Source organism: Clavibacter californiensis (assembly GCF_021952865.1).
GTDB classification, from domain to species: domain Bacteria; phylum Actinomycetota; class Actinomycetes; order Actinomycetales; family Microbacteriaceae; genus Clavibacter; species Clavibacter californiensis.
Window position 1 is genome coordinate 1,696,025 of record NZ_CP040792.1, and the last position, 21,728, is coordinate 1,717,752.

At 76.4% G+C, this 21,728-nt stretch carries 19 protein-coding genes; 7 read left to right on the forward strand and 12 right to left on the reverse strand.

The annotated features are described in order from the left end of the window. Window positions 1-3: 3 nt before the first annotated feature. On the reverse strand, window positions 4-2,721 hold the full coding sequence (nirB, locus tag FGD68_RS08265; RefSeq protein ID WP_237609344.1) for a nitrite reductase large subunit NirB: 2,718 nt from the start codon (window positions 2,719-2,721) through the stop codon (window positions 4-6). Window positions 2,722-2,980: 259 nt separating this feature from the next. On the opposite strand from nirB, the gene nirD reads away from it, so the two are divergent. The 4 genes from nirD (at window position 2,981) to FGD68_RS08290 (ending at window position 9,690) form a co-directional block, all read left to right on the forward strand. Beyond that, entirely contained in the window at window positions 2,981-4,057 is a 1,077-nt protein-coding gene (gene nirD, locus FGD68_RS08275) for a nitrite reductase small subunit NirD (protein WP_317207866.1), read from the forward strand. Between the two features lie 191 nt (window positions 4,058-4,248). Then, window positions 4,249-5,754, forward strand: coding sequence for an MFS transporter (locus FGD68_RS08280; protein WP_119373439.1), 1,506 nt, complete (start codon window positions 4,249-4,251; stop codon window positions 5,752-5,754). A gap of 68 nt (window positions 5,755-5,822) precedes the next feature. After that, window positions 5,823-7,979 carry a molybdopterin oxidoreductase family protein gene (locus FGD68_RS08285; RefSeq protein WP_237609996.1) on the forward strand — a complete coding sequence of 719 codons (2,157 nt, stop codon included), beginning with the start codon at window positions 5,823-5,825 and terminating at the stop codon, window positions 7,977-7,979. Further along, window positions 7,972-9,690, forward strand: coding sequence for an FAD-dependent oxidoreductase (locus tag FGD68_RS08290; protein WP_237609345.1), 1,719 nt, complete (start codon window positions 7,972-7,974; stop codon window positions 9,688-9,690). The genes FGD68_RS08285 and FGD68_RS08290 overlap by 8 nt, the downstream gene beginning before the upstream one ends. 87 nt (window positions 9,691-9,777) lie before the next feature. On the opposite strand, the gene FGD68_RS08295 is transcribed toward FGD68_RS08290, so the two are convergent. The 9 genes from FGD68_RS08295 to FGD68_RS08335 all read right to left on the reverse strand — a co-directional run bounded on the left by FGD68_RS08295 (window position 9,778) and on the right by FGD68_RS08335 (window position 17,959). After that, window positions 9,778-11,067, reverse strand: coding sequence for a molybdopterin molybdotransferase MoeA (locus tag FGD68_RS08295; protein ID WP_237609346.1), 1,290 nt, complete (start codon window positions 11,065-11,067; stop codon window positions 9,778-9,780). Next, window positions 11,064-11,429, reverse strand: a complete 366-nt coding sequence (locus tag FGD68_RS08300; protein ID WP_237609347.1) for a DUF6457 domain-containing protein — start codon at window positions 11,427-11,429, stop codon at window positions 11,064-11,066. The genes FGD68_RS08295 and FGD68_RS08300 overlap by 4 nt, the downstream gene beginning before the upstream one ends. Further along, complete coding sequence (gene mobA / locus FGD68_RS08305) at window positions 11,419-12,168, reverse strand: molybdenum cofactor guanylyltransferase (RefSeq protein ID WP_237609348.1); 750 nt, start codon at window positions 12,166-12,168, stop codon at window positions 11,419-11,421. Before mobA ends, FGD68_RS08300 begins: the two co-directional genes overlap by 11 nt. Window positions 12,169-12,489: 321 nt before the next feature. Further along, window positions 12,490-14,019 carry a cation:proton antiporter gene (locus FGD68_RS08310; protein ID WP_104237356.1) on the reverse strand — a complete coding sequence of 510 codons (1,530 nt, stop codon included), beginning with the start codon at window positions 14,017-14,019 and terminating at the stop codon, window positions 12,490-12,492. A gap of 58 nt (window positions 14,020-14,077) precedes the next feature. Then, window positions 14,078-14,701: an alpha/beta hydrolase gene (locus tag FGD68_RS08315; RefSeq protein ID WP_119373255.1), complete on the reverse strand. Its 624-nt coding sequence runs from the start codon at window positions 14,699-14,701 to the stop codon at window positions 14,078-14,080. Next, window positions 14,698-15,675: a ring-cleaving dioxygenase gene (locus FGD68_RS08320; protein WP_119373256.1), complete on the reverse strand. Its 978-nt coding sequence runs from the start codon at window positions 15,673-15,675 to the stop codon at window positions 14,698-14,700. The genes FGD68_RS08315 and FGD68_RS08320 overlap by 4 nt, the downstream gene beginning before the upstream one ends. A 128-nt stretch (window positions 15,676-15,803) precedes the next feature. Next, entirely contained in the window at window positions 15,804-16,619 is an 816-nt protein-coding gene (locus FGD68_RS08325) for an Ltp family lipoprotein (protein WP_119373257.1), read from the reverse strand. Between the two features lie 99 nt (window positions 16,620-16,718). Continuing rightward, the gene (locus FGD68_RS08330) at window positions 16,719-17,189 is read right to left on the reverse strand and encodes a MarR family winged helix-turn-helix transcriptional regulator (protein WP_119373258.1); all 471 of its coding nucleotides are present in this window, start codon (window positions 17,187-17,189) and stop codon (window positions 16,719-16,721) included. Continuing rightward, the gene (locus FGD68_RS08335; RefSeq protein ID WP_119373259.1) at window positions 17,186-17,959 is read right to left on the reverse strand and encodes an alpha/beta fold hydrolase; all 774 of its coding nucleotides are present in this window, start codon (window positions 17,957-17,959) and stop codon (window positions 17,186-17,188) included. The genes FGD68_RS08330 and FGD68_RS08335 overlap by 4 nt, the downstream gene beginning before the upstream one ends. 146 nt (window positions 17,960-18,105) lie before the next feature. On the opposite strand from FGD68_RS08335, the gene FGD68_RS08340 reads away from it, so the two are divergent. After that, window positions 18,106-18,459 carry a VOC family protein gene (locus FGD68_RS08340; protein WP_104237351.1) on the forward strand — a complete coding sequence of 118 codons (354 nt, stop codon included), beginning with the start codon at window positions 18,106-18,108 and terminating at the stop codon, window positions 18,457-18,459. Window positions 18,460-18,481: 22 nt separating this feature from the next. Here FGD68_RS08340 and FGD68_RS08345 read toward each other — a convergent pair whose 3' ends face one another. Continuing rightward, a complete protein-coding gene (locus FGD68_RS08345; protein WP_119373671.1) occupies window positions 18,482-18,922 on the reverse strand; it encodes an iron chaperone in 441 nt (146 codons plus the stop codon). Between the two features lie 105 nt (window positions 18,923-19,027). Here FGD68_RS08345 and FGD68_RS08350 point away from each other — a divergent pair, with 105 nt between their 5' ends. Beyond that, window positions 19,028-19,297: a hypothetical protein gene (locus tag FGD68_RS08350; protein ID WP_119373670.1), complete on the forward strand. Its 270-nt coding sequence runs from the start codon at window positions 19,028-19,030 to the stop codon at window positions 19,295-19,297. Window positions 19,298-19,363: 66 nt separating this feature from the next. Then, window positions 19,364-20,494: an SDR family oxidoreductase gene (locus FGD68_RS08355; protein WP_119373669.1), complete on the forward strand. Its 1,131-nt coding sequence runs from the start codon at window positions 19,364-19,366 to the stop codon at window positions 20,492-20,494. On the opposite strand, the gene FGD68_RS08360 is transcribed toward FGD68_RS08355, so the two are convergent. Then, window positions 20,481-21,725 carry a DUF418 domain-containing protein gene (locus FGD68_RS08360; RefSeq protein ID WP_237609349.1) on the reverse strand — a complete coding sequence of 415 codons (1,245 nt, stop codon included), beginning with the start codon at window positions 21,723-21,725 and terminating at the stop codon, window positions 20,481-20,483. The genes FGD68_RS08355 and FGD68_RS08360 overlap by 14 nt on opposite strands. Window positions 21,726-21,728: the final 3 nt, after the last annotated feature.

The following is a 21,728-nucleotide window of genomic DNA, read 5'->3' on the forward strand; positions in this document are numbered from 1 at the left end:
GGCTCAGGCCTTCCGGACGGGGATGGAGGGTCCGGACAGCATGACGGACCCGTCGCGCTCCTCCGGGAAGGCAGGCCGTCGCTGGCCGCGCTCCTCGACGCGCGCCATGGCGGGATCCGGCGTCGTCGGAGCGTTCACGAACGACCGGAAGCGCCGGAGCCGGTCGGGGTCGGCGAGCGTCGCCGCCCACTCGTCCTCGTAGCCGTCGATCTGCAGCGCCATCGCCTGCTCCAGCTCCTCCGCGATGCCGAGCGAGTCCTCCACGACCACCTGGTGAACGTGCTCGAGGCCGCCCTCGAGCTCCTCCTGCCAGCGCGCCGTGCGCTGCAGGCGCTCGGCCGTGCGCACGTAGTACATGAGGTAGCGGTCGATGTAGCGGATGAGCGTCGTGTCGTCGAGGTCCTTCGCGAGCAGCTGGGCGTGCACCGGGGTGAAGCCGCCGTTCCCGCCGACGTACAGGTTCCAGCCGGTCTCGGTCGCGATCACGCCGATGTCCTTCGCGCGCGCCTCGGCGCACTCGCGTGCGCATCCGGAGACGCCCATCTTGAACTTGTGCGGGGACCGGACGCCGCGGTACCGCAGCTCCAGGTGCACGGCCATGGCGACCGCGTCCTGCACGCCGTAGCGGCACCACGTCGATCCGACGCAGGACTTCACGTTCCGCAGCGCCTTCCCGTACGCCTGACCGGACTCGAAGCCGGCGTCGACGAGGATGCGCCAGATCTCGGGCAGCTGCTCGAGGCGGGCGCCGAACATGTCGATGCGCTGGCCGCCCGTGATCTTCGTGTAGAGGTCGTACTCCTCGGCGACCTCCGCGATGACCTTCAGCTTCGCCGGCGTGATCTCCCCGCCGGGGATGCGCGGCACGACCGAGTAGCTGCCGTCCTTCTGCATGTTGGCGAGCGCGCGGTCGTTGGTGTCCTGGAGCGGCCCCTGGCCGGCGTCGAGGATGTAGCCCTTCGTCTGCGTGGCGAGCACGGACGCCACGACGGGCTTGCACACGTCGCAGCCGAGGCCAGCGCCCAGGCGCTCGAACACCTGGGCGGCGGAGGTGAGGCCGAGGATCCGGACGGTCTCGAACAGCTCGCTGCGGCTGACGGCGAAGTGCTCGCAGAGCGCGCGCGACACCTCGACCCCGGCGGCCTCGAGCTCCGTGTCGAGGATCTTCTTCACGAGCGGCACGCACGACCCGCACTGCGTGCCCGCGCGGCTGCAGGCCTTCAGCTCCGCGAGGTCGGTGCAGCCGGGCGTGCCGTCCGCGCCGCGGACCGCGTGACGGACGTCGCCCGCGCTCACGTCGTTGCAGGAGCACACCTGCACGTCGTCGGGGAGGTCGGTGGCGGCCGGCGGCTCGGCGCCTGCGGCCGAGAGGTAGGCGCCCGGCTCCCCGCCGAGCTCGCGTCCGAGCAGGGGGCGGAGCGCGCTGTAGGGGGCGGCGTCGCCCACGAAGACGCCGCCGAGGAGGGTGCGCGCGTCGTCGCTCATCACGATCTTCTGGTAGAGCCCGCGGGCGGGATCCGCGTAGACGACCTCGAGCGCCCCCGGCGAGCGGCCCATGGCGTCGCCGAACGACGCGACCTCGACGCCGGAGAGCTTGAGCTTCGTGGCGTCGTCGATGCCGGGGAACAGGGCATCGCCGCCGGTGATCCGGTCGGCCACCGTCTCGGCCATGGCGTTGGCGGGCGCCACGAGGCCCACGCACACGCCGTCGACCGCGGCGACCTCCCCGATCGCCCACACGTGAGGGGCGGAGGTGCGGCACGCCGCGTCGATCGCGACGCCGCCGCGCGGGCCGAGCTCGATCCCGGCGTCGCGCGCCAGCTCGTCGCGCGGCGTGATCCCGATGGAGAAGACGACGACGTCGGCGTGGACGGTCCGGCCGTCGGTGAGCGTCATGCCGGTCACGCGGCCGGTGGGCGTCGTGAGGATCGCCGTCGGACGGACACCCAGGTGCAGCTCGATGCCCTGGCCGTGGATGATGCGGCCGAGCGCCTGGCCGGCGCCCTCGTCCAGCTGCGACGACATGAGCCACCGCCCGGAGTGCACGACCGCGGAGCGCGCGCCGAGGGCGTGGACGCCGCCCGCCGCCTCGAGCCCGAGCAGCCCGCCGCCGACGGTCACCACGTTGGCCGGCCGCCCGTGGCGCTCGCGGAACGCCGCGACCTCGGACACCAGGTCGGCGACGTCGGCGAGGGTCCGGTAGACGCGGCCGGCGGCGGCGCCCTCGATGGGCGGCACGGACGCGGCGCTGCCCGTCGCCAGCACGAGCTCGTCGTACGCGAGGACCGCGCCGTCGTCGAGGAGCACGGTCCGGGCGACGGGGTCGACGCGCGTCGCGAGGCGCCCCGGTCGGCAGTCGAGGACCGCGTGGTCCCAGAAGGCGGGCGCGCCGAGCGTCAGGTCGACCTCGCCGTGCAGCCGCTTCGAGAGCTGCACCCGGTCGTAGGGGAGGTGGGGCTCGTCGCCGACCACCGTGATCCGGAGCCTCGGCGATCCCGCGTCGACGCGCGACGCGAGGGACTCGGCGAGCCGGTGGGCCGCGGGTCCGCCGCCCACGATCACGACGCGGCGGACGCCGTCGGGGGCCGTCGTCGGGGTCGACGGCCCGGGAGCGGGCGCCGTCCCCGTCGGGATCGCGGACGCGGCGACGGGCGTCGGGGACGCGGCGACGGTCGTCGGGGCTGCGTGCGGATCGGACGGCGTGGCACCGGATGCGCTCATGTCGGACCTCCTGCTCGGGTGTCCTCCCACGCTACGGACGCCCCGTTTCCGGGTCGTTGCCCCCGTGTCACGCCGTGTGACGGGCGCCTCACGCCGACACCGACCGGGCGAGAGGTGTTCGTTACGCCGCCGTCACGGCGACGGTCGGAGCCCGAAACACCGCGTCCCTAGCGTTGCCGACACGAGCCGCCCCGATCCGGGACGGCCGCCGATCCGCCCATTCGCCGATCCGCCCGAGCACCGACCGCGAGGAGACCGCATGACCATGACGGAGCACACCGCCCCCGCCGCCTCCGTGGCGTCGCCGGGCCCCTGGCTCGCCGTGTGCCGGCTCGACCAGCTGGAGCCGCTCTGGGGCGAGGCCGCGCTGGTCGGCGGCGACCAGGTCGCGCTCCTCCGCCTGCCGGACGGGAGCGTCCGGGCCGTCGGCCACGCCGATCCCGCGACGGGCGCGTTCGTGATGGCGCGGGGCATCGTCGGCTCCCGGGGCGGCCGCACCACCATCGCGTCGCCCCTGCACAAGGACGTGTTCGACCTCGACACGGGGGAGTGCCTCACCCGGCCGGAGCTGCGACTGCCCGTGTGGCGGAGCCGCGTCCGCGACGGCGTCGTGGAGGTGGCCCGCAGCGCGGCGCTCGTCGCGGCGAGCCACGGCACGTCGGATCCCGCGGGCCGCCGAGCCGTGACCGCGCTCGTGCAGGCGGTGCGCGAGGCGCGCCCCGACCTCCGCGTCGTGGACGCCCACGTCGACGTGCAGCAGCCCGACGTCCCCGCCGCCATGGACGGCCTCGACGACCCGGCCCGCGCGGTGATCGTCGTGCCGCTGCTCCTGAGCGCCGGCTACCACGTGCACGTCGACCTCGCGGAGGCGGCCGCCGACGCCGCGCCGCGCGAGGTGCGGGTGACGGGCGCGCTCGGCCCGGATCCGCGCCTCGCCGTCGTCCTCGCCCGGCGCCTCCGCGACGCCGGCCTCCGGGACGGCGACCGCGTCGTGCTCGCCGCCGCCGGATCCAGCGACGCGGGCGCCGTCGCCGACTGCCACGCCGTGGGCGCCCTGCTCGCCGCCGAGCTCGGCCGCGACGTCGTCACGTCCTTCATCTCCGCCGCCCGGCCGCGTGTTCCCGCGGCCGTGCGCGCCGAGCGGGAGGCCCACCCCGGCTCCCGCGTCGTCGTCGGCACCTACCTCCTCGCCCCCGGCTACTTCGCCACCCTCGCCGAGCGCGCGGGAGGGGACGCCACGAGCGCCCCCCTCCTCGTCGACGGCGAGGCGCCGCCGCCCGAGCTCGTCGACATCGTCGTCGAGCTGCACGAGCGGGCCACGGTGCCCGCGCGCTGATCCGCGCCGGACGTCCCGTCGACCATCCGTCGACCATCCGTCGACCGCCCGCATCCCGCCACCCGCATCCCCTCCCGACCGCCGTGCCGCGGCACGCGCCCATCCGGCGCGCCACGACGTCCGGCCCCGCCGCGCCCGCGGCCCCACCCGCATCCGCACCGACCCCGACCCCGACCACCAGGAGACACGCCATGACCGAACTCCTCCCGCCCGCGACCGACCCGAGGACCGAGACCGGTCTGCCCCCGGCACCGCCCTCCGCGCCGCCCACCCCCGCCGGTCCGCCGGCGCCCGGCTCCCGCACCGTCGACGCGCACGGCGCCTCGGCACCCGGGCTCTCGTTCCGCGACGGCTCCGTCATCGACGGCTGGGATCCGGAGGACCGGGCGCAGTGGGAGGGCGGCGGCTCGCGCATCGCCGCCCGCAACCTGCGCTGGTCGATCCTCGCCGAGTTCCTCGGCTTCGTCGTGTGGCAGCTGTGGTCGATCGTCGTCGTCCAGCTGCCCGCCGCGGGCTTCGACCTCTCCACCGGCGAGGTGTTCTGGCTCATCTCCATGCCGAGCCTCGTCGGCGCGACCCTCCGCTTCCCGTACACGTTCATGGTCCCGCGCTTCGGCGGCCGCAACTGGACGGTGATCTCGGCGCTGCTGCTGCTCATCCCCACGATCGCGCTCGCCGTGTGCGTGGGGAACCCGGAGACGCCGTTCGGCGTGCTGCTCGCGGTCGCCGCGCTCGCCGGGTTCGGCGGCGGGAACTTCGCGAGCTCCATGTCGAACATCACGTACTTCTACCCGCAGAGCCGGAAGGGCTGGGCGCTCGGCCTCAACGCCGCGGGCGGCAACCTCGGTGCGTCGGTGGCGCAGCTGGTCGTGCCGCTCGTCATCACGGTCGGCGCCGCGGCGACCCTCGACCTGCCCCTCGCGGGCTGGGTCTGGGTGCCGCTGATCCTCGTCGCGGCCTTCGGCGCCTGGCGCCGCATGGACAACCTGTCGCACGCCAAGGCCGACCTGACGGCGTCGCTCGCGGCCCTCCGGGAGCCGCACCTGTGGATCCTCGCGTTCCTCTACGTGGGCACCTTCGGCTCCTTCATCGGCTTCGCGGGCGTCTTCCCGAAGCTCATCTCGGACGAGTTCCCGGAGCTCTCGACCTTCGCGGTGGGCTCGGCGACGCTGTCGCTCGCGTTCCTCGGCTCGCTGATGGGGTCGCTCGCCCGGCCCCTCGGCGGGCGCCTCGCGGACCGCCACGGCGGCGCCGCGGTCACCATGGGCGCCTTCGTCGCCATGGGCCTCGCCGTCGTCGCCGTCATCGTGACGCTGCCGATCGGGAGCTTCCCGCTGTTCCTGGTGCTGTTCCTGGTGCTCTTCACGGCCAGCGGCATGGGCAACGGCGCCACCTACCGCATGATCCCCGCGGTGTTCGCGCTGCGCTCCGGCACCGCGCGCGCGGGCCGCTCGTCGGGCGACGTCGGCACGCAGCGGAAGACCGCGGCCGCCCTCGGCCTCATCTCGGGCCTCGGGGCGTACGGCGGGTTCATCATCCCGCAGGTGCTCAGCCTCTCGAAGACGGAGACCGGCGGGTACACCACCGGCCTCGGCGGCTTCGTCGTCGCGTACGCGGTCATGCTCGCGGTCACCGGGCTCGTCTACCTCCGCGCGGGCGGCATCCGCCGCGGGACCGCCGCCGGCACGCGCGTCTGATGCGCGTGGCCGCCGCGATCGACCCGGGCACGCGCGGGCACTGCCCGTACTGCGCGCTGCAGTGCGCGATGACGCTGTCTCCGTCCGTCGCCGACGGCCCCGACGGCCCCGCCGGCGCCCCGGGCGGGGCGGCGGCGGGTGGCGCGGCCGCCGGGCCGACGCCCGCCCGCCCGGTGCTCACGGTCTCGGGCCGGGACTTCCCCACCAACCGCGGCGGCCTGTGCCGGAAGGGCTGGACGAGCGCCGAGGTGCTGACAGCGGCAGGTCGGCTCACGCACCCGCTCGTGCGGGACGCGGCGGGCGACCTGGTCCGCGCGAGCTGGGACGATGCCCTCGACCTCGTCGCCGACCGGCTCCGGGACAGCCGCGCCCGGTTCGGCGCGGACTCCGTGGGCGTCTTCGGCGGCGGCGGCCTCACCAACGAGAAGGCCTACCAGCTGGGCAAGTTCGCCCGGCTGGCGCTCGGCACCTCCCGCATCGACTACAACGGGCGCTTCTGCATGTCGTCGGCGGCCGCGGCCGGGAACCGCGCGTTCGGCGTCGACCGCGGGCTGCCGTTCCCCGTCGCCGACCTCGACGGCGCGTCGACCATCCTGCTCCTCGGCTCCAACGTGGCCGCCACGATGCCGCCGTCCATCGGGCACCTGGGCGGGGCGCGCGCCGCGGGCGGGCTCGTCGTGGTCGACCCGCGCCGATCCGCCACCGCGCACCTGACGGACGACGGGCAGGGGATCCACCTGCAGCCAGCCCCCGGGACCGACCTCGTGCTGCTGCTCGGGCTCATCCACGTGGTGCTCGCCGAGGGCCTCGCCGACGACGCCTACGTCGCCGCCCGCACCACCGGCCTCGACGCCGTCCGCCGGAGCGCGAACGCGTGGTGGCCCGAGCGGGTCCAGGCCGTCACGGGCGTGCCGGTCGCGGACATCCGCAGGGTCGCGCGGCGACTGGCCGACGGGCGCGGCACCTACATCCTCACCGGGCGCGGCGTCGAGCAGCACGTGGACGGGACCGACTCGGCGACCGCGGCGATCGACCTCGCGCTCCTGCTGGGGCTCCCCGGCCGGCCGGGATCCGGATACGGGACGCTCACCGGCCAGGGCAACGGCCAGGGCGGGCGCGAGCACGGCCAGAAGTGCGACCAGCTGCCCGGCTACCGGCGCATCGCCGACCCGGCCGCCCGCGCGCACGTCGCCGCCGTCTGGGGCGTCGACCCCGGCGTCATCCCCGGACCCGGCGTCCCCGCCGTGGAGCTCCTCGGCGAGCTCGGGGAGCCGGGCGGCATCCGATGCCTCCTCGTGCACGGATCCAACGTCGTCGTCTCCGCCCCCGACGTGAGCGCCGTCCGCCGCGGGCTCGAGCGGCTCGACCTGCTGGTGGTGTGCGACCTGGTGCTGTCCGAGACCGCCGCGCTCGCCGACGTCGTGCTGCCCGTCACGCAGTGGGCGGAAGAGGAGGGCACGACCACCTCGCTCGAGGGCCGCGTCATCCGCCGCCGCCGGGCCATCGACCCGCCGCCCGAGGTCCGCAGCGAGCTCGAGGTGATGGCCGCCCTCGCCGCCCGGCTCGACGCGCCCTCCACCTGGCCCACCGACCCGACCGTCGTCTTCGACGAGCTCGCGCGCGCCTCCGCGGGCGGCCTCGCCGACTACTCCGGGCTCAGCCACGCCCTCCTGGACGACGACGCCGTCGAGGGCTTCTGGCCGTACCCGGCCGGATCCACGGGGACGCCGCGCCTCTTCGCCGACCGGTTCGCGCACCCCGACGGCCGGGCGCGGCTCGTCGCCGTCACCCCGCGGGACGTTGCCGCGGAGGACCCGGCACCCGTCGGCGGCGCCCTCACGCTCATCACCGGCCGGCTGCTCGAGCACTACCAGTCGGGTGCGCAGACCCGGCGGGTCGCCGAGCTGCAGGACGCGCAGCCGGTGGCGCGGCTGCAGATCCACCCGTCCGCCGCGGTCCGGCTCGGGATCGCGCACGGAGCGCCGGTCGCGATCGGCAACGCGCGCGGTGAGGTCAGGGCGGTCGCGGAGGTGACGGCCGGCATCCGGCACGACACGGTCTTCCTGCCGTTCCACTACGCGGGGTCCGAGTGCGCGAACCTGCTGACCGCCGCCGCGGTGGATCCCGTCTCCGCCATGCCCGAGTTCAAGCGCACGCCCGTGACCGTCCGCGCGCTCGCGCCGTCCGCGGGTCCCGTGCCGTCCGAGGGTCCCGCGCGTGGCTGAGGGCTCGGGCGGCGCGCTCCGCGTGCTCGTGGTGGGTCACGGCCCGGTCGCCGCGCGCCTCGTCGAGGAGCTCCTCCCGGTCGTCCGCGCGGGATCCGTGGCGGTCGTCGTGGTGGGCGCCGAGGAGGAGGACCCCTACAACCGCGTCCTCGTGGCCGAGCACGCGGTCGGGCGGGCCGACCGGGCGCGCCTCGACGTGACCGACACGGCCGCGGTGGAGGAGGCCGGCGTCCGCGTGATCCGGGGCGACGCGGTGGTCGCGATCGACCGCGCGCGCCGCACGGCCGTCCTGCACTCGGGGGGCGAGGTCGCGTACGACCGGCTGGTGCTCGCCACGGGCGCCCGCGCGCACGTCCCGCCCATGGACGGGCTCGAGGCGTCCCGGCACGCCCGCGGCGACGCCCCCGGGCACCCGGACGCACTCGACCACGGACGCCGGCCGCTGCCGACGGGCGTCGTCGCGCTGCGGGATCTGCGCGACGCGCGCACGGTGCACGAGGCCGTCCGCGCCGGGCGCCGCGTCATCGTGCTCGGCGCGGGCGTCCTCGGCATGGAGCTCGCGCTCGCCGCCGCCGAGCGGGGCGCCGACGTCGTCGCCGTGCACCACGGGGACGTGCCGATGGCCCGCAACCTCGACCGGGGCGGCGGGCGCACCCTGAGCCACGCGGCCGACGCGGCGGGCGTCGCCATGGCGGCGCACGCCCGCGCCGAGGGCGTCCTGCTGCACGACCGCGGCACCGGCGACGAGCGCTTCCAGGCGCTGCTCCTCGCCGACGGCGGGCGCATCGACGGGGACCTCCTCGTCCTGTCCTGCGGCGTCACGGCCCGCGACGAGCTGGCCTCCGCGGCGGGACTCGCGGTCGGCCGCGGGGTGCTCGTCGACGGCGACCTCCGGAGCTGGACCGATCCGGACGTCTTCGCCGTCGGCGACTGCGCCCACGTCGCCGCGCCCGGATCCGCCCGGCCGGACGGGCAGGTGCCGGGCGGCCCATCCGGCCTCATCGGCCCCGGCTGGCGCCAGGCGGACGCCCTCGCGGCGCTGCTCGCGGCGGAGGCGACGGCCCCGGGCGGACGCGCGGCGGCCCGCCCCCGGGGTGCCGCGGCCGGGGACGCCGGGCGCCCGCCCGTCGTGATGCTCAAGGCGGAGGGCGTGGACGTCGTCGCGGGCGGCGACGTGACCGCCGAGCCGTGGGACGACCCGCCGAGGCGTCGCCGACGCCCCGGTCGCGCGCACGCCGCGGAATGCGCGGCCGACGCCGCCGACGCGTCGGGGGACGCGGCCGATCATGGTCCCGCGCCCCGCGAGGTGGCCGTGTGGACGGACCCCGCGCGCGGCGCGTACGTGAAGACGGTGACGCGCGACGGGGTCCTCGTCGGGTTCGTCGCGGTCGGGATGCCGCGCGCGGGCGCCGAGCTCACGCTCCTGTTCGAGCGCGGCGGCGAGCTGCCGGCCGACCGGTCGGTGCTCCTCCGCCTCGACGCCGCCGACGCCGGCGCGCTGCCCACCGGAGACCCGCTCGCGCCCGACGCGACCGTGTGCTGGTGCAACGGCGTGACCGCGGGCACCATCGCGCAGGCGGCCGCCGACGGCGCGACCACGGTCGAGGCGATCGGCGCGTGCACGCGCGCGGGGACCGGGTGCGGGACGTGCCGGGGCCGCATCCAGGAGGTGCTCGCGTCCGCGGGCGGCCGGGCGGCCGCGCTGCTCTGAGGTCGCCGACCGTCGGTCGCCGGCAGCCGGCCGTCGGCCGGGCGGTGCGCCGGCCCGACCGCGCACCGGTGCCCGCGCGGGAGGGGGTCAGCCGGGGAGCGGGATCGCGCGCACGGCCTCCCCGACCCGCGCGCCGGTCGGCGGGACGACCGCCAGCGCGTCCGCCGCCGCGAGGCCGCGCAGCATGCCCGGGCCCTGCGCCCTGACGGGCACGAGCCGGCCCTCCGCGTCGAGGGCGCACGCGACCAGCCGCGTCCCGGATCCGCCGCCCGGCAGCTCGGCCCCGGCCACGGCGAGGGCCGGCACCGGCAGCGGGCGTCCGGCGAGGCCGTCCGCGATGGCCGGCGCGAACGACAGGAGGCACGCGATCGCGGCGAGCGGGTTGCCGGGGAGGCACAGCACGGCGCGTCCGTCCGGCAGCTCCGCGAGCATCACGGGATGGCCGGGGCGCATCCGCACCGCGTCGACGACGAGACGCGCGCGGAGGGCGTCGAGCGCGCTGCGGACGTGGTCGGCGGGGCCGCGGGAGCTGCCGCCGGTGGTGATCACGAGGGGGGCGGTGGCCTGCGCGATGGCGTCGCGCGTGGCGCGGGCGTCGTCGGGGACGCGCACGGTGGATCCGGCGCCGAGCCCGCACGCCGCGAGGAGCGCGGGCAGCGCGGGGCCGATGGCGTCGCGCACCCGGCCCGGCACCGGGACGCCCCGGTCGACGACCTCGTCGCCCAGGTGGATCACGTCGGCGCCCGCCGCCGCGAGGACCGGCACCAGGTCGTGCCCGGCCGCCGCCGCGAGCCCCAGCCGCACCGCGGTGAGCCGGGTGCCGGCGGCCAGCAGCACGTCTCCCCGGCGCGCCTCCTCGCCCGCCGGCCGGATCTCGGCCCGGACCCGGGCTCCGCCGCCGGGCGCGAGCGCGTTGACGCGGAGCACGCCGGACGCGACGTCGCCGTGCTCGCTGCGGAGGATCCCGGCGGTCGCGGGCGGCACGGGGGCGCCCGTCGCGATGGGCCGCGCCTCGTCCGCCGCGAGGGCGACGTCGGCGGGGGCGTGCCCGGCGAGGACGGGGTCGCCGACGCGCCACGGCCCCGGACCGGGCGATCCGACGGCCCAGCCGTCCATGGCGGAGGCGTCGGCGCCGGGGAGGTCGGCGCGGGCGCGGAGGTCCACGGAGAGCGTCAGCCCGAGGGCGTCGCCCAGCGGCACGAGCTCGGCGGACCGGGGCCGGCGCTCGCGCAGGCGCCTGCCGAGGAGGAGCGCGGCGTCGCGCGCGTCGTCCCAGCCGGCGTCCCGCAGCGTCGGGGGCGTCGCCGGCGCGACCGTCGGCGTGGGCCGCGCGACCGCCGTCCGCGCGACCGCCGACCGCGTCCCCGTCGGGGTCACGCGGGGCCGCCCAGGTCCTCGGCGGGGGCCGCGGGCGCGGCGTCGGCGCGGAGCAGCCGGTCGCCGCCCGCCGCGCCGCCGTCGGCGGCGACCGGACCGACCGGATCCCGCAGGTGGTCGATCTCGGCGGTGATCTCCGCCGCGAGCCGCCGGGCGTCGGCCGCCGTGCCGCCGGCCCGTCCCACCGCGAGCCCCAGCAGGAACGTGGTCAGGGGCGCGGCGGGCCGGGCGATGCCGTGGGCGGCGTCGCGCGCGAGGTCCAGCACGAGCCCCACCTCGACCTCCTGCGCGGGCAGCTCGAGGAGCGCGGCGACCCGGTCGACCCAGGCGTCGAGCACGGCGGGGGAGGTGTCAGCGGGCATCGGGGATCCTGTCGTCGGGGAGGCGGAGACGGTGGGCGCGCGCGTCGTCGGGGGTGTCCACGTCGGCGCAGAGCCGGGCGGGGAGGTCGGCGTGGGCGACGCGGTCCGCGCCGAGGGCGTCGAGGACGCGGCGGAGCGCGACGCCGTCGACGCCCGTCGTGCGGCTGATCGCGTCGAGCGCCGCCACGAGCGGAGCGGCCCGGTACAGGGCGAGGAGCGGCTGCGCGCGCCCGTCCGGATCGCGCGCGACGATGGCGTCCCGGCCGTCCGCGAGGCCGGCGTCGTGTCGCAGCGGCAGGAGGGCGCGCACCGCGGCGGGCGAGTGCGCGAGGTCGGCGGCGAGCACGAGGACCCACTCCGGGAGCGCGTCCGGGTCGAGGGCGCCCACGCCCGCGGCGAGGGCGGCGGCCGGTCCGCCGTGCGCGGGGACCTCGTCCACCAGTCGCACGGATCCGGCCCGTCGCCATGCGCCGTCCGTGCGGGCGCCCGGCCGGTTGCCGGTCCCGACCACGACGACGCGGGCGCACCCGCCCGCCGCGCGCACCCCGTCGTCGAGCAGCGAGACGCCGCCGCGGGCGAGGGCCGTCTTGTCGATGCCGCCGAGCCGCCGGGCGCGTCCCCCGGCGAGGACCACGGCCGCCGCGTCGTCGGCGCGGAGGGGATCGGCGGGGACGCGAACGGTGTGCAGGGGATCGGCTACGACACGAGCGGCGTGCACGTCCGTCGATCCTGCGCTCACGGGTCCTCCGGTCGGGTGCGGCCGGCATGCCGCGCGGCGGTGTGCCGCCGACGCTAGCGCGGGGTCGTTTCCGGCGCGTTGCGGGGAGGGACCCGCCGCGTTGCCGCGACCTCTCCGGGGCGCATGGCGCGTGCGAGGCCACCGGCGGATCTGCGGTCGCGGGGCGTGGGCCGGCCGGGCGCCCGCCCGGGGGCGCAGGCCCCCGGCGCTCCTGGCGTCGCCCGGCGCCCCCGTACGCGACGGCGACCGGGAGACAGCGACCGGGAAGGCGGCGACCGAGGTGCCGGGTGTCGAGCGCGGTCGGGCGCGACGGCCGCGCCGTCAGCGGGCGTCGTCCGCCTCGCGTCGCCCGAGGGCCACGTCCTCCGCGTCGATCATCCCGAGCACCGCCCGCACGGCGATCTCCGGGTACCGCCCCTCGCGCCGGGCCGCGAGGACGGCGACCCGCTCGGCGTCGATCATCCGGCGTCGCACCCGGTCGTGCGCGAGGCGCTCGGACGTGGTCTCCGGCAGCGCGTCGTCGCCCGGTCCGGCGTCCTCGCCGTCCTCCCGCATCGCCACCGTCCGCGCCGCGAGCCCGGCCTCGCGCGCCTCGTCGAGCAGGCGGTCCCGGTCGGAGCGCTCCTGGTCGTCGGCGGAGTGCCCGAGGCGCAGGCGGCGGATGATCGCGGGCAGCGCGAGCCCGCCCACGAGCGTGCCCGCGACCATCACGAACGCGAGGAACTGCAGCAGCTCCCGCTCCGGCGTCTCCGCCGGCAGCAGGAACGCGGCGGCGAGCGTGACCACGCCGCGGACGCCGGCCGAGGAGACGGCGGTGACGGTCCGCCAGCTCCACGTGCGCGCTCGGAGGCGCGCGGGTCCGTGGTCGAAGAGCACCTTCGCGAGCCCGACGGACACGAAGCGCGCGGCGGCGAGCACGGCGAGCAGCAGGATCGACAGCCCGGCGATCCGCCACCCGTCGAGGCTCGACTCTGGCAGCCCGCGCACGATGCCCGCGAGGCTGAGCCCGATGAGGAGGAAGACGGCGTTCTCGAGCAGGAACTGGATCGTCCGCCAGTTCACCGACTCCGCGATGCGCGCCTCGGGCGACTGGATCAGCGGCGAACGGTAGCCGAGCACGAGCCCGGCGGCGACCACTGCGAGCACGCCGGATCCGCCGAGCTCCTGCGCGGGGATGAACGCGACGTACGGGATCGCCAGCGACAGGCTCGTGTCGAGGACGGCGGAACGGAGGTAGCGGCGCACGGCCGAGAAGAGGAACGCGACGGCCAGGCCGATGGCGACGCCCACGATCACCGCCACGAGGAAGCCGCCCGCGACGTCGACCGGGTGCACGATCCCGACGATCGCGGCGATGGCCGTGTTGAGGGCGACCAGCGCGGTCGCGTCGTTGAGGAGGCTCTCGGTCTCGAGGATCGACATGACCCGACGGGGGAGCTTCACGCGGCCCGCGACGGCGGAGACCGCGACCGCGTCCGTCGGGGCGACGACGGCGCCGAGGGCGAGCGCCGCCGCGAGGCCCACGGCGGGCACGAGCGCCCACAGCGTGAGCCCGAAGACGAACAGCGTGACCACGACGACGCCCACGGAGAGCACGACGATGCTGTCGCGCCGGGCGCGGATGTCGGCGAGCGGCGTGCGGATCGCGGCCGCGAACAGCAGCGGCGGCAGCAGTCCGTAGAGCACGGCGTCCGGCTCGATCTCGATCCGGGGAACGCCGGGCACGAACGACAGCGCCGCCCCCACGGCGACGAGCGCCACGGGCGCCGACCACCCCACGCGCCCCGCGAGGCCGGAGACCGCGACGGTCACGACGACGAAGGAGACGACCCAGGCGATGATCTCGGGCATGCGCGGCTTCCGGTGGGCGGGGATCGGGCGGGGAGGGGAGAGCGGTGTGCGGCGGCGCTCAGCCGGCGCGGATCCGCGTGCGGGCGGCGTCGAGGTCGCGCGCGTCGAGCCCGTGTCCGCCGGGGCGCACGTGCGAGGAGACGTCGGCGCCGCGGGAGAGAGCCTCGCGCACGGTCCGCTCCACGTCGACGAGCGGCGCCATGGTGTCGGCGTCGCCGTTGAGCAGCGTGATCCGGGTGCCCGAGAGGTCGGCGGCAGGCTCCCGGTCGCCGAGCGGCCAGCGCGCGGAGAAGGCGATCGTCGCGGGCAGCGCCGTCGGGTGAAGCAGCGTGGTCGCCAGCGCCATGTTCGCCCCGTTCGAGAAGCCGACCGCGAGGATCTCGCGGTCTCCCAGAGCGTAGGCCGACCGGGCCGCGGCGACCAGGTCGGCGAGCTCGGCCGCGCGTCCGACCACGTCGTCGACGTCGAAGACGCCCTCCGCGTGCCGGCGGAACCAGCGGGCCGCGGATCCCTCCCGCACGCTCCCGCGCGGTGCCAGCACGGGCTGCCCGGGCGCGAGGAGCCGCGCGAGCTCGAGGCCCTGGCGCTCGTCGGCGCCCGTGCCGTGGAGGCCGAGGATCACGGGACCGGTGTCGGCGCCCGGATGGAAGACGTGCGGCGTCGCGTCGAGGAGCGCGCTCATGCGGCGGACCCGTCGGTCGGCACGGGCTCCTCGTCGGGCAGGCGCAGCGGCGGCACCGCGGCCTCGATGTCCGCGCGGCTGGGCTCGAGCCACGGCGGGAGTCGCAGGCTGCGGCCGAGCTCGAGCAGCGGCTCGTCGATGTCGAAGCCGGGGGTGTCCGTCGCGATCTCGAACAGCACGCCGCCCGGCTCGCGGAAGTAGATGGAGGTGAAGTACTGCCGGTCGAGGATCTGCGTCACCTGGTGCCCGCGATCCACCAGCTCGTCGCGCCACGCCTGCTGCTCGCCGCGTCCCGGCACGCGGAACGCGACGTGGTGCACGGTGCCGCCGGCCGTGAGGCCCTGCTGCGCGCCCGGGTCGGCCACGACGTCGACGATCGCGCCGGGTCCGCCGTCTCCCGCGGCGAAGCGGAACCGGCCGTCGCGCTCGTCCACGAGCCGGAGCCCGAGGTCGTCGGTGAGGACGGACGCGGTGCCCGCGGGATCCCGCACCGTGAGCACGGAGGAGTGCTGGCCGCGGATCGCGTGCTCGGCGGGGACGTCGGCCGAGTCCCACGGCGCGCGCGGGTCGACGACGGACGAGGCGACGAGGTCGGTCTGCAGGCCGTCGGGGTCGTGGAGGAAGAGGCGCTCCTCCTCGGATCCCTGCGACGAGATCGCCGAGGCGACGCCGACCTGGCGCAGGTGCTCGGCCCACCAGCCGAGGCTCCCGGCGGGGACGGAGAACGCGGTCGTCGTGGACTGTCCCGCGCCGACGCGGCCCGCGGGAACGCCCTTCCACGGGAAGAAGGTGAGGAGGGATCCGGGTCGGCCCTCGGTGTCGCCGTAGTAGAGGTGGTAGCTGCCGGGACTGTCGAAGTTCACGGTGCGCTTGACGAGCCGGAGGCCCATCGCGCGCACGTAGAAGTCGACGTTCCGCTGCGGGTCGCCGCCGATGGCGGTCACGTGATGCAGTCCCTGGGTGCTGGCGGTCATGAGGCGCTCCTTCCGCGCGGCCCGATCGGGCCATGTCCATGCAAACGCATGGGATGGCGGGATCATTCCCGCAGGACGCAAGAAGGGAGGCAGCGCTCGTGCCGCCTCCCCTCCTCCGAGCTCACGCGTCAGTCGTCGAGGTGCGCGATGGCGTAGTCCGCCTCCTCCGCGGTGAACTTCTCGCCGTACTCGCTCGTGAGCTGGTCGCGGATCGCGGCGGGCGACATCGCCGCCATCTCCCGGTACGTCTTGGCCTTCGCGAGCGCGTTGGCGTTCCAGTCGGCCTGGACGTTGTCCACGGCGTACTGCGCGGCCTCCGGCGTGAACTGCTCGCCGTACTCGCTCGTGAGCTGGTCGTAGAGGCCGGCCTTGCTCATGTCGAGGCTGTTCGCGTAGGTCTCGGCCTTGATGAGCGCGGTCGCGCTCTCGGCCGGGACGGCGGGTGCCGCGGGCTCGGCGGGCGCCGTCGTCTCGTCGACGGACGGTGCCGTCGTCTCGGGAGCGGCGGTCGGCAACGCCTCGGCCTCGGCCTCGGCCTCGGCGGACGACTCCACGACCTCGGCTGCGCCGGTGGAGCTGCCCGCCGTGCCGAGCGCGGCGGCGAACACGAGGGTGACGATCAACGAGGTGACGGCCCCGACGGCGCCGAGGGACAGGCCGGTGATCGCCATGCCCTTGCTCTGCGCGCGACGGAGGGCGAGGATCCCGAGCACGACGGCGGCAGCTCCCGCGATCAGCCCGAAGAAGGGGGCGAGACCCGTGAGGAACGCGACGATGCCGACGACCAGCGCGGCGATCGCGAGGCCCTTCGGACGGACGCCGTACGGCGGCGGGGGCGGCGGCATGGTGGCCGTGCCGGCGGGGGCGGGCGGCCCGTAGGGGCTCGGCGGCGGGGGCTGGTGCGGGTCCGGGGACGGGTATCCCGGCTGGTCGGGTGCGGTCATGCGGGAAGCCTCTCAGCGCGGAGGGCTCCCTCCAGTTCGATCGGCCGGCTGCCGCACCCCCATTACGCGGGCGGCGCACCCCCACTTCGCGGGTGTCCGTCAGCGGCGCGTGGACGCGCGATCCCCACGCCGCGAGGTCAGGGCGTCGATCGTCGGCCGCCCGTCGAGGAGGCGGCGGAGAGCCGTGATCGCGCCCTGCATCGCTTCCCCATCGAGCGAGTCCGTGATCGCGTCGTGCACCGCGGCCTCGGCGGCGCGCACCTCCGCCACGCGGCGCGAACCCTCCGCGGTCAGGCGGAGTACGACGCTGCGGCGGCTGCGCGGATCCGGGTCGCGGTGCACGAGGCCACGGCGCACGAGCGCGTCGACGAGGCGGCTCGGCGAACCGGCCTCGCAGACGAGCCGCGCGCCGAGTGCGGCGAGGCTGATCCCGGGCGCCTCGTCGAGCACGACGACCGCCTCCGCCTGCGCCGGTGTCAGGCCGGTGGATGCGAGCGCCGCCGCGTACGCTCGCGCGCCCTCGCGCTGCGCCCCCAGGATCAGGTACCGGAGCTCCTCGGCCGGGCTCACGCGGTGCCCGCCGTCACGCCGACGCCGACCTCGGCTCGCACGAACGCGTCCACCGCGTCCGCGTACTCGTCGGGGTGGGTGAAGCGGAGCATGTGCCCGGTGCCGGGGATCACCTGCTCGCGGGCGTGCGGCAGCCCTTCGCGGAGGGCCGCGGCCGCGGCGGCGCCGACGAGCCGGTCGTCCTCGGGGGTGAGGAGGAGCGTCGGCACGGCGATCCGGTGCAGCCGTGCGCGCACGTCGAACCCGACGACCGCGCCGACGCGGGCGGAGTACGCGGCGGCGGGCGTGTGGACGCGGAACAGCTCGCGGTAGTCGCGCCGCGTCATCGGGCGCGGTGCCGCCGCATCGAGCCGCGAAGCCAGCTGGGCCGCGTGGAAGCGGAGCACGCCGTGCTCGTAGACGCCGCGCGGCACGTGCCACGCGAGCGACGCCGCGCGCGTCTTCCAAGCGGGGGTCGGATCCGCCGCGAAGCCGCCCGAGAGCACGAGCCCGGCCAACCCCGGCGGTCGACGCAGGGCGAGGGCGAGGCTCACGACGGCGCCGAAGGAGTCGCCCACGAGCACGTAGCGCGGGAGGTCGCGCACGAGGTCCTCGACGGCGTCCGCTGCTTCCTCGACCGAACTCGCGTCGTTCGGGAGCGCGAGCGTGCGGAGCGGGTACGCGGCCAGCGCGCGGAGCGGACCGAAGTCCCACGGCGCTCCCGAGAAGCAGGGGACGCCGACGATGGCCGGGAGGACGGAAGAGACCGATGACGCATCGACAGATGACATGTCATGAGTATAGGAGCGAGGGTACGGCGAATCGACTCCACTCCGTCCGGGTCCGGGTCCGGGTCCGGGTCCGCGTCCGGGGGACGTCTGGGCGAGCGCGCGCCCGTGCCCTTCCCCCGCGGATCCGCAGGGGCCAGCATGAGCGCATGGGACGCATCCTCGGCATCGGCGGTCTGCTCTTCCGCGCGGACGACCCCGCCGCGCTCACCGCGTGGTACCGGGACGTGCTCGGGCTCGACCTCGACGCGCAGGGCGTGTGGGAGCAGGAGGCGGGCCCCACCGTCGTCGCGGCCGCGGCGCGCACGGCGCCGCCGTCGGGGGCGCCGGAGCAGCGGCTGATGCTGGACCTCCGCGTGAGCGACCTGGAGGGCCTCGTCGCGCGCCTCGCCGCGGCCGGCGCGGAGGTCGCGCCCGGCATCGAGGACATGCCCGGCGTCGGACGCTTCTCCTGGGTGACGGATCCCGAGGGCTCCCGGATAGAGCTGTGGGAGCCGAGCTGACGGCAGTCCCGTCGCCGCCCGCTCAGCCGCCGACGGCCCGCCGCACCAGCTCCGCCACGCGCTCCTCGTTCGCGGGATCCACCGCGGTCAGCGCGTAGGACGTCGGCCACATGGTGCCCTCGTCGAGCCGCGCCGGATCCTGGAAGCCGAGCGTCGAGTACCGCGTCCCGAACTTCGAGCCCGGCTGGAAGAACACGACGGGCTTCCCGTCGGCGTCGGCGTAGGCCGGGAAGCCGTACCAGGTCTTCGGCGCGAGGTCGGGGGCGTGCTCGAGCACGATGCCGTGCAGCCACTCGGCGATCGCGCGCTCCTCGGGCGGCATCGCCGCGAACGCGTCGAGCACGCCCTGCAGCGCCGCGGCCTGCTTGTCGGCGGCCTTCTGGAGCTTCGCCTCCTCGCGCAGCTCGCGGGCGCGCTGCTTCATCGCGTCGCGCTCGTCCTTGGAGAAACCGCTGTCGGTCATGCCCGCTCCCTCGCGTGGTGGTGTGACTGGAGCGTGACAGGTGCCGGGCGAGCCGACAAGCGTCCCGCGGATCTGGCACCCCGCGCGACGGCGTACCGTCGGACCATGAGCACCCACGAGCAGGACCAGCCCATCATGGACGGCGCCGGCGACGCCACGGCCGACGAGAAGCGCGCCGGGCTCGCCGAGCAGGTCGCCCACGACCACCGCCACAGCGGATCCGAGGCCATGGCCGCCGACCTCGAGCGCCGCATCGCGGACGCGGGTCTCGGCGACGGGCCGGCCGACCCGGCGGCGACGCAGGCAGCATCCACCGGCCGTGACGGCGTCGACGGCGAGGCCGATGCCGAGGTCGACGGGCCGCACCCCGTCTGATCCGCCGACACGCCCGCGAGGAGCCGCCCGGAATGCCCGGGCGGCTCCTCGCCGTTGGGGCAGGGGATGACCGAGAACCGAGTGACCCCCGCCCGCACGTCCGCTCCCGCCGCGTCCCCGCGCTCCGACGGGTCCGGCCGCACGGCCCTCGTCGTCGGCGCGACCGGCATCAGCGGATCCGCGCTGGTCGACCAGCTCACCGCCGAGGGCTGGGACGTGCTCGCCCTCAGCCGCCGCGCCGGCGCCGATCGCCCGGGCGTCCGCTGGATCAGCGCCGACCTCCGCTCCGCCGACGACCTCCGCCGCGCGCTCGCCGGCGAGCAGCCGAGCCACGTGTTCTTCACGGCGTGGTCGCGCCAGGCGACCGAGCAGGAGAACATCGACGTCAACGGCGGCATGGTGCGCGACCTCCTCGCCGCGCTCGACGGCGCGCCCGTCGAGCACGCCGCGCTCGTCACCGGCCTCAAGCACTACCTCGGCCCGTTCGAGGCGTACGGGCAGGGGAACATGCCCGACACCCCCTTCCACGAGGAGGAGGAGCGCCTCGAGGCCCCGAACTTCTACTACGCGCAGGAGGACGAGCTGTTCGCCGCAGCCTCCCGCCAGGGCTTCGGCTGGTCGGTGCACCGCTCGCACACCGTCATCGGGCACGCGGTCGGCAACCAGATGAACATGGGGCTGACCCTCGCGGTGTACGGATCCATCTGCCGCGACCTCGGCCTGCCCTTCGTCTTCCCGGGCAGCGAGACCCAGTGGGACGGGCTCACCGACGTGACCGACGCGACCGTGCTCGCCGACCAGATGATCTGGGCGTCCACCCACGAGGCCGGACGCGACGAGGCGTTCAACGTCGTCAACGGCGACGTGTTCCGCTGGCGCTGGATGTGGCCGCGCCTCGCCGCGTTCTTCGGCGTCGAGCCCGTCGGCTTCCAGGACGCGCCGCGTCCGCTCGAGCAGCAGATGGCCGGCTACGTGGACGAGTGGGCACGCATCGCTCGCGAGGGCGGGCTGGCCGAGTCGGACCTCGACCGCATCGCGTCGTGGTGGCACACCGACGCGGACCTCGGCCGCGACATCGAGGTCGTCACCGACATCATCAAGAGCCGGCTCGCCGGGTTCCACACGCACCACCGCACGCTCGACAGCTTCCTCGGGCTGTTCGAGCGCTACCGCGCGGAGGGGCTCATCCCGCGCTGACGGGCTGTGCGGGCGCACCGGGTCCCGCGGCCGGGCGCCCGTACGCCAGGCGGCGGATCACCCACTCCGCGGGACCCGCACGTCCGGCGCGCTCCAGCGCCACGGCCGCCGCGACCGTGACGAGCCACACGCCGATCGCGACGAGAGCGATCCGGGCGGTCCCCGCGCCGACGCCGAGGCCGAGCGACCACGGCTCCAGCAGGATCGTGAACAGCACCGACTGGAGCAGGTAGCACGTCATCGAGCGGCGTCCCACGGCCACGAGCGCGCGGAGCACCGGCCCGGGCGCGGGATCCCCGCGGCGAGCTCGCGCCGCGACCGCCCAGCCCACGAGGCCGAGCAGCCCGAGCGCGCCGCCCACCCCGGTCGCGCCGTGCAGCACGCCGAGCAGGTAGAGCGCCACGGGATCCGCGTCGATCGCGCCCACCGTCGCGAGCACGAGCGGAACCGCCCCGAGCACGCTGAGCGGCAGGCCGACGAGTGCCAGCCCGCGCAGCAGCGGCAGGTGCGCGGCCGGGTCCTCGAGCACGCGGCGGCGGCCCAGCAGCATCCCGATCGCGGCGAGCGGGACGAGCGCGCCGACCGTCACGGGCGTCGCGACGAGGAGTGCCGTGAGCGCGACGGCGCGGCTCGCGAGGTCACCGAGGAAGGTGCCGTCGCCGCCGAGCCCGAACGCAGAGCCGGACCCGTCGCCGCCCGCGAGGCCGTCCGCCCCGGCGACGGCGAGGAACACGATCGCGGGCGCCCACACGAGCACGCGGAGGACGCGGTCGCTCGCGCGGTACAGGGTCGCGAGGGCGAGCCCGAGGATCCCGTACGACAGCAGGATGTCGCCCTCGAACAGCAGCACCACGTGCAGGGCGCCGAAGACCATGAGCCACAGGCTCCGGCGGAGGAGCAGCGCGCGGGCGCGCGGCCCGTCGACGCCCGCTGCCGCCTGGCGGCGCAGGATCACCGCGAAGCCGTACGCGAACAGCATCGTGAACAGCGGGAACGCCCGGTTGTCGACGAGCGTGCCCACGAGCACGTCGGCGACGTGGTCGAGCGCGGTGCCGTCCGTCGGGCGGCCGAGCGGACCGGTCGGGCGGCCGACGATGAAGTAGACGGAGTTGGCGAGCGCGATGCCGAGCAGCGCGATCCCACGGAGCAGGTCGGGCGCGAGGCTGCGCTCCGCCGCGGGCGTCGGGCCGGCGTGGGCGACGGGCGCGGGGGATCCGGGGAGCGGGGTCACCCG

Excerpts from the sequence above, each read along its gene's own strand:
- FGD68_RS08325 (WP_119373257.1), bottom strand. The coding sequence starts at position 16,619 with ATGACCGCACCCGACCAGCCGGGATACCCGTCCCCGGACCCGCACCAG.
- FGD68_RS08320 (WP_119373256.1), bottom strand. The coding sequence starts at position 15,675 with ATGACCGCCAGCACCCAGGGACTGCATCACGTGACCGCCATCGGCGGC.
- FGD68_RS08355 (WP_119373669.1), top strand. The coding sequence starts at position 19,364 with ATGACCGAGAACCGAGTGACCCCCGCCCGCACGTCCGCTCCCGCCGCG.
- FGD68_RS08315 (WP_119373255.1), bottom strand. The coding sequence starts at position 14,701 with ATGAGCGCGCTCCTCGACGCGACGCCGCACGTCTTCCATCCGGGCGCC.
- nirD (WP_317207866.1), top strand. The coding sequence starts at position 2,981 with ATGACCATGACGGAGCACACCGCCCCCGCCGCCTCCGTGGCGTCGCCG.
- FGD68_RS08340 (WP_104237351.1), top strand. The coding sequence starts at position 18,106 with ATGGGACGCATCCTCGGCATCGGCGGTCTGCTCTTCCGCGCGGACGAC.
- nirB (WP_237609344.1), bottom strand. The coding sequence starts at position 2,721 with ATGAGCGCATCCGGTGCCACGCCGTCCGATCCGCACGCAGCCCCGACG.
- FGD68_RS08300 (WP_237609347.1), bottom strand. The coding sequence starts at position 11,429 with ATGCCCGCTGACACCTCCCCCGCCGTGCTCGACGCCTGGGTCGACCGG.
- FGD68_RS08335 (WP_119373259.1), bottom strand. The coding sequence starts at position 17,959 with ATGTCATCTGTCGATGCGTCATCGGTCTCTTCCGTCCTCCCGGCCATC.
- FGD68_RS08345 (WP_119373671.1), bottom strand. The coding sequence starts at position 18,922 with ATGACCGACAGCGGTTTCTCCAAGGACGAGCGCGACGCGATGAAGCAG.
- FGD68_RS08280 (WP_119373439.1), top strand. The coding sequence starts at position 4,249 with ATGACCGAACTCCTCCCGCCCGCGACCGACCCGAGGACCGAGACCGGT.
- FGD68_RS08350 (WP_119373670.1), top strand. The coding sequence starts at position 19,028 with ATGAGCACCCACGAGCAGGACCAGCCCATCATGGACGGCGCCGGCGAC.
- FGD68_RS08285 (WP_237609996.1), top strand. The coding sequence starts at position 5,823 with ATGACGCTGTCTCCGTCCGTCGCCGACGGCCCCGACGGCCCCGCCGGC.
- FGD68_RS08310 (WP_104237356.1), bottom strand. The coding sequence starts at position 14,019 with ATGCCCGAGATCATCGCCTGGGTCGTCTCCTTCGTCGTCGTGACCGTC.